Origin of the sequence: Lysinibacillus canaveralius (assembly GCF_047301505.1) — a bacterium.
Lineage (GTDB): Bacteria > Bacillota > Bacilli > Bacillales_A > Planococcaceae > Lysinibacillus_B.
In genome coordinates this window covers 593,959-606,165 of sequence record NZ_CP154840.1, presented here as the reverse complement: position 1 = coordinate 606,165, position 12,207 = coordinate 593,959, and the positions used below count along the sequence as shown (strand labels likewise).

The following is a 12,207-nucleotide window of genomic DNA, read 5'->3' as shown; positions in this document are numbered from 1 at the left end:
GCCGAAAAAGCTCGCCTTTCATTCCTTTTTATGGCGGTTTCGCAAATCACGCTCTACCCTTTTGTTCAATCTTACTTCTACTGCCTTTCCTAAGACCCATAACAGGAAAATAGCGATGACAGAGAGGATTAGCTTAACTGGATTATGAAGCAGCTCGGTGATATCTTGTCCAACAAAGCTCATGGAAAAAATCATCACTAGCTTTCCTATAATGACAGCCAATAAATAAAAATGCCGATGGATGTGAGAGAGCCCCGCTACGATATTCACGAGGACGGAAGGTGTGAATGGAAAGCACAGCAAGACAAATAATGGGCTCAACCCATTCATGTCCACCCATTTAATTAGCTTTTTAATCCGTTTCCGCTGCGTGAAAAAGTGAAGTCTCGGATGCTGTCCATACTTTCGAACAATTAAAAACACCGCATAAGAACCAAGAATGGTACCGATCCACGATATGATAAATCCCCAAAACAACCCAAAAGCATTAACATTCGCTACCACGATGACAAATAGAGGCAAAAAGGGCAAAAAAGCTTCAATAAAAGGCAGCAGTATGCCGACAAGTGGCCCCAATGTCCGGTAATACTTTTCTATCTCTTCTATATTCTCAACCGTCAGCCAATCGAACATATAAACCACCCCAAATTCAAATCTATATTTCTTAAAGCGTTAATTTCTGGATATTATTATAATACAAAAGTGAAGTTCAAAAACCTCAAGCTTAAATTTTTATAAGAAAACAGCTGCCGCTAACTCAAGTTTCTCAGTAAGATTATAGCCCGTTTTCATGCAAAAACAACTAATATTCCCCATTCATAGCCTTGGTTTTCATCCTTAGTATAGACGTTTTTATTACAAAGAGGTTTTCAAAGGATTTGTGCTAAATTTCCTCCCCCTTTTCTTCTACCCTCTTTGTTGAAACACACCACTATTATAATTGCTCAATAAAAAAACATCTCCCGTAAAAAACGGGAGATGTCTCTCTACCTTGCCAGCAACAAGCCGATGCCATGATGATCATCACTATGAACAACATGCTGTGTCAGCCGGAGTTCCTGATGATGGTCGAGCACTTCAATTTTACAATGGGCTGCATTTACCTGCAGCGCCTCATATAACTCACGTTCAGTCTGCACTTCACGACCGTTTACCTTCTTGATCACTTCACCTGTAACCAATCCCATTTTTTCTGCGGGTGAATTCGGTAGGACTGCCGCAATCATGGCACCATTAGAGCTTGGGGCAACTGCATAAACATCAGCACGCTCCTGCATTTTATATTGCAGTGTAATGAGCAGACGAATAAGCGAACCCGCCAGCAGCATGATGAATGCCGCTTCCTTCATGAAATACCCAGTGATTCCTCCCAGTGTGATAGCCACACCAAGTAATGTGACCGTTCTTGCCAGCTTTGGATAAAAGTAGATCGGCAATGTCTTACGGACCTTCTGTTGAAATCCAATGACAAGCGGGAACAGCACAAGACTGAAGGATTCTTCTCCAAGCGTAAACTGCGGCCAATATGGTACATAGGAAGAAATCCCTTCTCCTGGTACAACCAATAATAACGGCAGTAACCAAACAGACTTTGATAAATAAGCAACCGCCTTCATGCCGCGCTTTGTCTTTTCAAGAATGGGCGAGGCAAAATAAGCACCTTTTTTCCGGATAAGCCAGCCTTCTACCATTACGAGTAATCCCGCAAGGATACAAAGTGGAACAACGCTCGCATCATTCCACACAGCCCCATCCACTTCAATGCCCATAAAGGTAAAGGCCATGTCTGTCTGATTCAAAACAACAAGCACCATAAAACTTGCCGTAATCAGGATAACAGAAGACAAAAGATGAAGGGTATACAAAATCATCCCGACAATCGTTATAACGCTCAATACAAGAAGAAACTGAGGAGTTACTGCAAGTCCTGCTGCCACAATGACAAGAGAGAGAACCAGTGAGACTAACAACCCGCCAGTCAAGCTGCTTTTCAGCTCAGACCAGCCATTTGCAACACGAATATGAAAGAACCTTCTTTCCCTTCTTACACGTGTATAGCCCAAAAGGACAGCAAACATAATTGTTAAATAGAATAGAGGATTGATCAAAAACCGTCCGATTCCTTGAAGTAATTCTACTAAAATTGTTGCGTACATAATTCCACCTGCCGTCTCTCACTCAATCAATTACGCCCCGGTGTAATCGTGTCCTCAGATTCAGTTTTATGCTCAGATCCAAAGAACGTGGGTCAGTCAGCCGTTGTCAATGCGACGTACCTAGGCTGACACCCCCTCAAGGATCTTTTAAATCCGTGACATCCGCCGGAGGCTTTCTTTTTTCAGCGGGTGTTTAGGCATCCACTGAAAAGCTGCCTAAACTTATCGTTATCTCGTTACCTGTAGAGGATGAGACTTCTGCTGAAAGAAGTTACATCTATTGTATCAAATGCATTGTTTATTGCGTATACAAATTTAGTGGCCTGCTTGATGCATCAAGTAACTGACTGCCATCTGCAGCTGAAGATCGTTTTCTTTTTTACTCTTATATATTGTAATTTGCTCTTGGAGTTTTTCAAAGAATAACTCATCAAGTACATCTCCCTCATCTAAATCATAGCGCTCCCGGAAATCTACAATGGCCTCTTGAGTCGTTTCATCAAAATAGCCGTCTTGTCTTACAATCTGGAAGCCAAATGCATACAGTACCTTTTGCGCATAGGCTACTTCTTCACTGAAATCCCCTACCTCAAACCGGCCTCTTAATGGTACAAATTCAATCTCAAATAACGGGTGCTGCTCTGCCTCTACATCTGGTTTGACACCTTTCCCGTGAACCCACGCCTCTTTCGGTGTCAGCCATTTATTTGTAGACAGCTTGACCTGCCCGCCATTTGCCAGGTTCCACGATTCCTGTACAGTCCCCTTCCCAAAACTTGTTGCACCAACAAGTGTACCTGTTCCCCAGCTTTGCATGGCAGCACTAAACACTTCGCTTGCAGATGCTGATCCTTCGTTTTGTAAAACTACAAGCGGCAGTTTGCGTACTGCCTTGTTTAGTTCTTCTAAACCTTCCACCTTCACAGTTCTTACCGGCTCCATATGCCCCTTAGCATCCTGCATGTAAGCAAAGGTCTTGTTTTGTTCTCCAAGCGTACTAATGATGCCCGCTACACTATGTAAGTAACCACCTGGGTTGTCCCGGACATCGACAATAAGACCTTTAATATCTTGCTCCATCAGCTTTGTAAGAGCTTCAAGCCATTGCTCGATCGTATTTTCAGCGAATAGCGTAATCGTGATATGGCCGATTTTTACTCCTTCCACTTCTACTATTTCCGATAAAACTGTTTCATTTTTCATCTCCGCACGTTCCACGACTACTGTTATGTGACGTTCTATGCTTGGACGATAAAGAACAAGCGAAACTTCCTCGCCAGCTTTCCCCTGCATTAGCTTCATCACTTCACCCATCGTTTTCCCATCGAGACGAACATCGTTAATTTGAACAATTTCATCATAGGGACGAATTCCTGCCTTCTCGGCCGGCGAAGATTTTACCGGTGATATAACGAGGAATTTGCCATTTTTTTCAGACATTTCAATGCCTATACCGACTTTTTCTCCAGCGAGCGATGCCTTGTGAATGGCTGCCTCTTCCTTCGAGTAATACGTGCTGTAAGGGTCATCGATTGCTGAAGCCATGCCCCGCAGCGCCCCCTCTACCAGCGTCCCACTTTCCAACTCATAAACCGACTGCTCCTCAATCAATGAATATAGCTCCTCTACTACCTCAAGCTCGCTTGTGCCTTCAACCGACACAAACTGATGCCGGACTGCTGTGTAAATCGTAACGGCTAAGACAGTAAATGCTAAAAACAAAAAAAGTCGACTTTTCGGTATCCTTCTCACCTCTATTCTAAGAATATGAATAGATTAATAAGAACATACATAAAAAGTCGAACCTCGCCGGCCTAATCTAACTCTGTCACATAATCCCGAATGGCGTCTGTATCAAGCGGTCCTATAATCTGGTGCTGTAGTCTGCCTTCCGTATCAATCATAAATGTAGAAGGAATCGTTAACACCTCATACAATCTAATAATGCTGTCATCTGGCATAAGCAGGATAGGGAATGTAAGATCAAGGCTTTTGATAAATGTCTGGATATTGTCCTTTCCTTGATCATTATACGTTGTATTGGCTGCAATGATCACGACGTTATCCTTTTTTGCATAGTCTTCATAATAGGTCTGTAAGTGCGGCATTTCTGCCCGGCAAGGAGGACACCACGTTGCCCAGAAATTCAAAATAACCTTCTTTCCTTTTAAATCAGAAAGCGTTACTTTTTCTCCTGTCAAAGTTTCCAGCGTAAAATCAGGTGCCATAGCTCCCTTTTGCAATCCTTCTTCCTTTGTCAGATCTTCTTCGTAGCCAACTTGAGCAATTGCCTCAGTCTTTTTGAGCTGTTGATTAATGAATGTCCCCAGCATGATGGCTACTAGGGCCAGGATGAAAAACAACCCGATATTCTTTTTCATTGTCCGCCTCCGTTTTGCATTCTTAATGGACGACTGTTTCTTTCCATTATTAGTCTAACAAAAAAAAGGGGATGCCGCAAAACGGGCATCCCTTTTTTAAAAAGTTAGAAAGCAGTTATAGAAAGAATAGGCTGGGCATTCGTGTTTGAATGCTCTTTTTATAGTGAAATATAACGTAATGGGTTCAGCGCATTGTTACGAGAGCCGCTCCATGGTCCGTTATGAATTTCAAAGTGAAGGTGAGGCCCTGTAGAGCGGCCTGTACTTCCCATTGGTGCAATCGTTTGGCCTTTTGAAACTGTTTGGCCTTTGCTTACATTAAAGCCATTTAAATGTGCATAAACAGTTGTCCATACTTGTCCATTAATGGAGTGTGTTACCATAATGACATTTCCATAAGTTGATAATGGCGCTGCATAGGACACAACGCCATCAGCAGCCGCTACAACCGGTGTACCAGCTGAATTGGCAATATCCACACCGTAGTGGAACTCAGGCCCGGCACCGATATTACGCCAGCCGAATGGTGACGTTAAGCGCCCGTTTGCAGGCTTTGTCCATGTGCCAGCTGAAACGGCAGGACCATTCCCTGAAACACTGCTGCCTCCACCTGAGTTTGAGCTTTGCTGCTGCTGCTGCTGTTGCTTTTTGCGTTCTGCTTCCTGGCGTGCAATTTCGGCAAGACGGGCTTGCTCTTTTTGAATTTGAGATTCTACGTCTTTACTCAACTCAAGTGCTTCGGAATATTGCTCTTGTAATAAAGCCTTCTCAGATTTCAATTTCGCCTGTTCTGCTTCAAGCGCATCAACTAATTTATTTTTTTCGACTTTTTGCGAGTCTAATGAAGCTTTTAACGATTCCAGCTTCGCTTTATCTTCTTCTAGCTTCTTTTTCGTATTTTGAAGAATTGTCTTCTGTTCTTCTAATTTTTCTTGGTCATTTTGCTGATCACGCATAATTTGACGATCAGCGTCCATCAATGTACTAACTGCAGAAAAGCGGTCGATGAAGTCTACAAAACTATTAGCACCAAGTAATACGTCTAGATAGCTGACTGACCCATTTGATTGAATAGCACGTGCACGTTCTTCTAATAATGCGTTGCGCTCATCAATTTTTTGCTGTAATTCTTTAATTTCCTCTTCCAAAGCTGCGATCTCTTTGTTTGCAGCTTCGATATTGGCCTTCACTTCTGTAATAGAAGCATTTGTTTTTTCAATCTCAGCATTCAATGTTTGAATTTGCTGCATTAACTGCTCCTGCTTCGATTGATTTGTTTTTATTTCAGAAGATTTTTCAGTGATTGAACTGTTTAATGAATTTTTTTGTTGATCAATCTTCTTTTGTTCCTGCTGTAAATCCGACAAAGATGTCGCATAAGCTGCAGGTACTTGAACAATTAATAGCAACGCCATGAAAATAGCGGCCGATTTCCAAGGCTTCTTATTTCCCTTTTTCACTTGATGGTGCTCCCTTCTCTTCACATGGCTAAATTTTCAAAAACTTGCGGACTGACATAAAGCTTCCCCAAATCCCGATTAATAGACCGATCAAAACTAGTAAAGCATTCACCTGGTATAAAAGAGGTGTGACGCTTAGCAGCTCCAGCATATTTCCTTCAAGACGCGGAGCCAGTGAATGATATAAATTGTAATACACGACAGAAACGACAACAATTGGGATAACAGACCCTAATAAACCAATCCACATTCCCTCAAGTACGAATGGAATACGTACGAATGAATTCGTCGCCCCTACTAATTTCATAATCTCAATTTCATCTTTACGCGCAATAATTGTAATCCGAATTGTATTCGAGATTAAAAACATCGCTGTAAACAGTAAGCCTAGAATTAACACTAACCCAATATTACGGCTGATATTTAAAAAGCTAAACAATTTTTCTACTTTTCCTTCGCCATACAATACCTTATATGTATGATCAAGCTTTTCAATCTGCGCGGCTACATCAGCTGTTGACTGTGGATCTGCCGCCTTTACATACAATACATTGTGCAATGGATTGTTCTGTTCAAATAAGCTTAGCTCGTCTCCAAAATCATGAATCAGATCTTCCAGCTCATCCTCTTTTGCTGAATAAACAACCTCAGCTACATCCGGCAAGTTTTCAATCTGTGCTATCAGCTTTTCTTCCTCAGCCTTCATTTCTGCTTCATCATTAAAAATTTCAATCAATACACGAATTTCTACATCGTTCTCAAGATCATCCGCCACTTTGTTTAAATTCATCATAATGATGGCGAACACGCCTACCAGTAGCAGTGTAACTGTCACAGCGCTGATCGATGCGAATGTCATCCATCCGTTACGACCTAGCGATTTGAAACTCTCGCGGAAATGCCTGCGTAATGTCCTACCCTTCATAACCGTAGTCACCTCCGTATTCATCGCGTACAATCATGCCGCCTTCAATGGCAATAACGCGTTTGCGGATTGTGTTAACAATTTCACGGTTATGTGTCGCCATTACAATTGTTGTGCCTTGGCGATTGATTTCCTCAAATATCTCCATAATCTCCCAAGATGTCTCCGGGTCCAAGTTACCTGTTGGCTCATCGGCAATCAGTACTTTGGGATTGTTGACGATCGAACGGGCAATTGAAACACGCTGCTGCTCACCGCCGGATAATTCACTCGGCAGCATTCGAACTTTGTGCTTTAAGCCAACAAGCTCTAACACTTCCATCACACGTTTGCGGATTTCCTTTGGCTGCTCTTCAATTACCTCCATCGCAAACGCGACGTTCTCATAGACACTTAAACGAGGTAACAGTTTAAAGTCTTGGAACACAACGCCTAGCTGACGACGTAGATGCGGTACCCGTCCATTTTTCAATGTGGACAAATTAATACCACTAACAGTTACTTCTCCTGATGTCGGCTTTTCCTCTCGGTACATCAATTTGATGAACGTTGATTTCCCTGCACCGCTGGGACCGACCACATACACAAATTCACCTTGCTTTATATTCACCGTGATGCCATTTGCTGCTACGACACCATTCGGGTACTTCTTTATGACATTCTTCATTTGAATCATGTAACGAAACCACCTAATTGTTTTTAAATCTAATTTTTAAATCTAGTTTTTTTCCTCCGCCATATATTATAGCACTTTAAAACCCATATTTTATTACAGTTTCATTTCATTCATAAGGGGAATAAGACAAAATTATGCATTATTCTTGCCAGTGATCTTCTAATATATAAATTCTCTAGGCAAATTGTCAAACCTCCTCATTTTTTGAATTTATCACTATATATCAAAAACTTGAAACAGAATAATGGAGAAAAATCGACAAAAAAATGCTTAACCTGCTTGCTTCTTCACCTCCTACAGAAAGACCAGCACTGCTTTTCTGAGGATTTTGTCATCTATCTATCATGTTATGAGCATTAACTATACTCCTATTTAGAAGAATCTATATGATTGCCTTTTTTATATTCTCAACAAAAAGACATCGGAAACTAGATTATTTCCGATGTCTTTCATTTCATTATTCACCTTGTGTTGTATAGCGGACAACGATTGATCCCGTTCTTGATTCTCCTACTAGCTTAAGCATTGGTGCATCTTCTATCATTTTGTTAAAGTAGCATGTTTTTTGAAGGAATTGCCCTTCTCCTGTTCGAATAGCTACATCTGTCAACCCGACATCTGTACGGCCTAAATTCGATGTTACCTGGCCATCTAATGCTACATCTTTCGGGATGTATAGTTCAACAGAACCCGCCACTGTACGAGCTTTTACTTTATATGCCTTGTTTGAAGTAGTGGTTACCACCACATGTCCATTCACAGACTCTGCTTCTACTTCTTTTACATCTCCATCGATATAAATACGTCCATTCGCCGTTTCTGCCTCAATGTCATCACCTTGAATGCCGCGCGCCTCAATGGCTCCATTTGCTGATTGAAGGTTCGCATGATCAAATACAACATTCTCTGCCTTCACCGTACCATTATACGTTTTCACTTTTAACAGCTTTGCTTCAGCGTCATTCACTGTAATACCGCCGTTTAGTAAACGTATGATAAATACATCATATTGTTTTTCAGGTAAAACGATGTTAAGTGCAACATGGGACAATTTCGACTGTGTTGCCACTTCAATCTTGCCATCCTTTAACTCAACAAATCCATCTGTAAACTCCTCGATCGTATCATACTCTGTTTCTTTTTTCTGCGTTTTTACAAGCGCTTCGATCAGCACATTTGGCTCTGCCGATCCTCTTTCAACTGTGACACGTCCATTTGGGATATCGATTTCAAAGCCCCGCACCTCATCTGCATTAAATGCATATGATTTGCTAAACTCTACCTTTTCTCCAAATGGGAATTCTACATCAAAATCCTTCACTTTCGAAAGTGTCGTATTCATCATCGTCATCATACGACCGCTGAATTCTGATAAATCGTGACGGAGCTCCTGCATAAGCTCGTCCACTTTTCTATTTAAATCTTTATTACCAAGTTTGCTGAATAAATCTTCAAATCCTGTTGTTTTACGTTTCTTCTCTTCCTCAAATACGAATTCGGGTTCTTTATTAGTTGTTGTTTGCTCCGGTGTCGTATACACAGAAGGTGCTGTAGACTGAGTAGGTTCTTTTTGCTGTGATAATGCTTCCAGTAATTCTATTGCTTCTTCAGCTGAAATCGTACCGGCTTCCACTAGTTTCAATATACGTTTACGTTCATCCATCAAAAAAGCCTCCCTTTCGTCATATAGGTTATTATACGACGTGGGAGGCGAAAAAGTTTCGTTTGCGCTCTGTTATTTTGCTTTTGCCTTTTCAATGACTTCTTCCATACGTTTGCGGTCCCGTTCTAATACCGGCTTCAAATAACGGCCTGTATAGCTTTCTTTTACATTGGAAATATCTTCAGGAGTACCTGTCGCAACAATAGTACCGCCTTTATCTCCGCCTTCTGGACCGAGATCGATAATGTGGTCAGCTATTTTGATGACATCCAGGTTATGTTCAATAACCAGCACTGTTTCGCCGTTTTCAACAAGCCGCTGCAATACTTTCAGCAGACGGGCAATGTCATCTGCATGAAGACCAGTTGTTGGTTCATCTAATATATAGAAAGATTTCCCCGTCGAACGTCGGTGCAGCTCAGACGCCAGCTTCACACGCTGCGCTTCTCCACCGGACAGTGTCGTCGCTGGTTGTCCAAGTTTCATATAACCAAGGCCGACATCTACAATCGTCTGAAGCTTCCGCTTGATCTTCGGAATGTTCTCAAAGAACACCACCGCATCCTCTATTGTCATATCAAGTACATCAGCGATATTCTTTTCCTTATACCGGACCTCGAGCGTTTCACGATTATACCGTTTGCCATGACACACTTCACATGGTACGTACACATCCGGAAGAAAATGCATTTCAATCTGGATAATCCCGTCGCCGCGGCATGCTTCACAGCGGCCACCCTTTACATTAAAGCTGAAGCGGCCTTTTTTATAGCCCCTTACCTTTGCTTCATTTGTCGATGCAAATACATCGCGGATATCATCAAACACCCCTGTATATGTTGCAGGGTTAGAACGAGGTGTACGGCCGATCGGCGACTGGTCCACATCGATGACTTTCTCAAGCTGTTCGAGGCCTTCTACTGACTTATGAGCCCCTGGTTTATTTTTCGCACGGTTCAATTTTTGAGCCAGCGTTTTATATAGAATTTCATTGACGAGTGTAGACTTACCCGATCCTGATACACCTGTGACAGCGACGAACATACCGAGCGGCACATCAACCGTTACATTTTTCAGGTTGTTTTCCGCAGCACCTTTGATTGTCAGCTTCCGCCCATCAGATGTACGTCGTTCTGTCGGCAGCGAGATGAATTTTTTTCCACTCAAATATTGTCCCGTCAGCGAAGCATCATTGGCCATTACTTCCTCTGGTGTTCCCTGCGCTACGATAGTACCGCCATGTACACCCGCACCCGGTCCAACATCGATTAAGTGATCGGCTGCCATCATCGTATCTTCATCGTGCTCGACAACAATTAACGTATTGCCAAGATCACGCATGCTTTGAAGGGTCGAGATCAAGCGGTCATTGTCACGCTGATGGAGCCCAATGGAAGGTTCATCCAGAATATAAAGAACACCTGTCAGACGGGAGCCGATCTGCGTCGCTAAGCGGATACGCTGGGCTTCTCCACCAGAGAGCGTACCTGCTGCACGGGATAGTGTCAGATAGTCAAGGCCGACATTTACGAGGAAGCCGAGTCGTTCATCGATTTCACGTAAAATTAAATGCGCAATCTGACGGTCCTTTTCCGATAAATGCAGCTCTTCGAAAAAGCTAAGTGCTTCCTTGATCGCATAATGCGTTACTTCTGCAATATGTTTTCCTTCTAGTTTGACAGCAAGCGTTTCCGGCTTTAAACGGTACCCTTTACAGCTCGGACATGGCTGCTCTGTCATATATTTCTCCATCTGTTCACGTATATAATCAGAGCTTGTTTCTTTAAATCGGCGTTCAATATTTTTCAGCACACCTTCGAACTCAATCATCTGGGAGCGTGTACGTCCGTACTCATTCGTATAAGTAAACTGGATTTTCTCCTTGCCGGAACCTTTTAAAATAATATTCATCTGTTCTTTTGAAAGGTCACGTACAGGCACATCCATTGGAATATCATAATGATTGCATACTGCTTTTAAGAGCTCCGGGTAATATTGCGAGCTTGTCGGCTCCCAAGGGGCAATCGCATGCCCTAAAAGTGTCCGGTCCCAATCCGGGATGACTAAGTCAGGGTCTACTACCATTTTCATACCAAGCCCATCACACGATGGACAAGCACCGAACGGACTGTTAAACGAGAACATACGCGGCTCTAATTCCCCAATGGAAAAACCACAGAGAGGGCAGGCATGGTGCTCGCTGAACAGCAGCTCCTCATGCTCCATTACATCTACAAGTACTCGTCCATCAGCCAGACGCAGTGCCGCTTCAAGAGAGTCGCTCAATCGAGTCGCTACACCTTCTTTGATGACAACACGATCGACAACGACTTCAATGTTATGCTTTTTATTTTTATCAAGCTCAATATGATCATCCAAATCGCGCAGCTCACCATCTATGCGAACACGCACATAGCCTTGTTTCTTCAGATCATCCAGCAGCTTCACATGCGAACCTTTCTTCCCTTCTACGATAGGGGCCAACAGCTGCATTTTCGTACGCTCCGGGTATTCAAGTAAACGGTCTACCATCTGCTCAATTGTCTGAGAGCTGATTTCGATACCATGGTTTGGACAGACAGGTTTACCGACGCGAGCAAATAATAAACGCAGGTAATCATAGATTTCCGTTACCGTACCAACTGTCGAACGTGGATTTCGACTTGTCGTCTTCTGATCGATCGAAATAGCCGGCGACAGTCCCTCAATCGTATCGACATCCGGCTTGTCCATCTGCCCAAGGAATTGACGTGCATACGCAGATAAACTTTCCACATAGCGCCGCTGCCCTTCTGCATAAATCGTATCAAAAGCAAGTGAAGACTTTCCAGAACCCGACAAGCCGGTTAGTACAACCAGTTGGTCGCGTGGAATCGTCACATTAATATTTTTTAGATTATGTGCTCTTGCACCTTGTACAACGATTTCTGTATTTTTCACGTTACG

The 12,207-nt window shown here is 42.7% G+C and carries 9 protein-coding genes; all 9 read right to left on the bottom strand.

All coding sequences use genetic code 11. The features are described from left to right. Positions 1 to 18 precede the first annotated feature (18 nt). The 9 genes from AA0Y26_RS02930 to uvrA all read right to left on the bottom strand — a co-directional run bounded on the left by AA0Y26_RS02930 (position 19) and on the right by uvrA (position 12,201). Positions 19 to 633: a TVP38/TMEM64 family protein gene (locus tag AA0Y26_RS02930; protein ID WP_413364967.1), complete on the bottom strand. Its 615-nt coding sequence runs from the start codon at positions 631 to 633 to the stop codon at positions 19 to 21. A gap of 353 nt (positions 634 to 986) precedes the next feature. Continuing rightward, a complete protein-coding gene (locus tag AA0Y26_RS02925) occupies positions 987 to 2,156 on the bottom strand; it encodes a PDZ domain-containing protein (RefSeq protein WP_413364965.1) in 1,170 nt (389 codons plus the stop codon). Positions 2,157 to 2,471: 315 nt separating this feature from the next. After that, positions 2,472 to 3,878: a S41 family peptidase gene (locus tag AA0Y26_RS02920; protein ID WP_413364963.1), complete on the bottom strand. Its 1,407-nt coding sequence runs from the start codon at positions 3,876 to 3,878 to the stop codon at positions 2,472 to 2,474. 92 nt (positions 3,879 to 3,970) lie between these two features. Continuing rightward, positions 3,971 to 4,537, bottom strand: a complete 567-nt coding sequence (locus AA0Y26_RS02915) for a peroxiredoxin family protein (RefSeq protein ID WP_413364961.1) — start codon at positions 4,535 to 4,537, stop codon at positions 3,971 to 3,973. Between the two features lie 158 nt (positions 4,538 to 4,695). After that, complete coding sequence (locus tag AA0Y26_RS02910; RefSeq protein ID WP_413364959.1) at positions 4,696 to 5,997, bottom strand: murein hydrolase activator EnvC family protein; 1,302 nt, start codon at positions 5,995 to 5,997, stop codon at positions 4,696 to 4,698. Between the two features lie 28 nt (positions 5,998 to 6,025). Continuing rightward, positions 6,026 to 6,922, bottom strand: a complete 897-nt coding sequence (ftsX, locus tag AA0Y26_RS02905; RefSeq protein WP_413364957.1) for a permease-like cell division protein FtsX — start codon at positions 6,920 to 6,922, stop codon at positions 6,026 to 6,028. Then, positions 6,912 to 7,598, bottom strand: coding sequence for a cell division ATP-binding protein FtsE (gene ftsE, locus AA0Y26_RS02900; protein WP_413364955.1), 687 nt, complete (start codon positions 7,596 to 7,598; stop codon positions 6,912 to 6,914). The genes ftsX and ftsE overlap by 11 nt, the downstream gene beginning before the upstream one ends. A 457-nt stretch (positions 7,599 to 8,055) precedes the next feature. Then, positions 8,056 to 9,261, bottom strand: a complete 1,206-nt coding sequence (locus AA0Y26_RS02895) for a DUF4097 family beta strand repeat-containing protein (RefSeq protein ID WP_413364953.1) — start codon at positions 9,259 to 9,261, stop codon at positions 8,056 to 8,058. 72 nt (positions 9,262 to 9,333) lie between these two features. After that, positions 9,334 to 12,201, bottom strand: a complete 2,868-nt coding sequence (gene uvrA, locus AA0Y26_RS02890) for an excinuclease ABC subunit UvrA (protein WP_413364951.1) — start codon at positions 12,199 to 12,201, stop codon at positions 9,334 to 9,336. Between the last annotated feature and the right edge of the window lie 6 nt (positions 12,202 to 12,207).

Excerpts from the sequence above, each read along its gene's own strand:
- AA0Y26_RS02895 (WP_413364953.1), bottom strand. The coding sequence starts at position 9,261 with ATGGATGAACGTAAACGTATATTGAAACTAGTGGAAGCCGGTACGATT.
- ftsE (WP_413364955.1), bottom strand. The coding sequence starts at position 7,598 with ATGATTCAAATGAAGAATGTCATAAAGAAGTACCCGAATGGTGTCGTA.
- AA0Y26_RS02925 (WP_413364965.1), bottom strand. The coding sequence starts at position 2,156 with ATGTACGCAACAATTTTAGTAGAATTACTTCAAGGAATCGGACGGTTT.
- AA0Y26_RS02930 (WP_413364967.1), bottom strand. The coding sequence starts at position 633 with ATGTTCGATTGGCTGACGGTTGAGAATATAGAAGAGATAGAAAAGTAT.
- AA0Y26_RS02915 (WP_413364961.1), bottom strand. The coding sequence starts at position 4,537 with ATGAAAAAGAATATCGGGTTGTTTTTCATCCTGGCCCTAGTAGCCATC.
- ftsX (WP_413364957.1), bottom strand. The coding sequence starts at position 6,922 with ATGAAGGGTAGGACATTACGCAGGCATTTCCGCGAGAGTTTCAAATCG.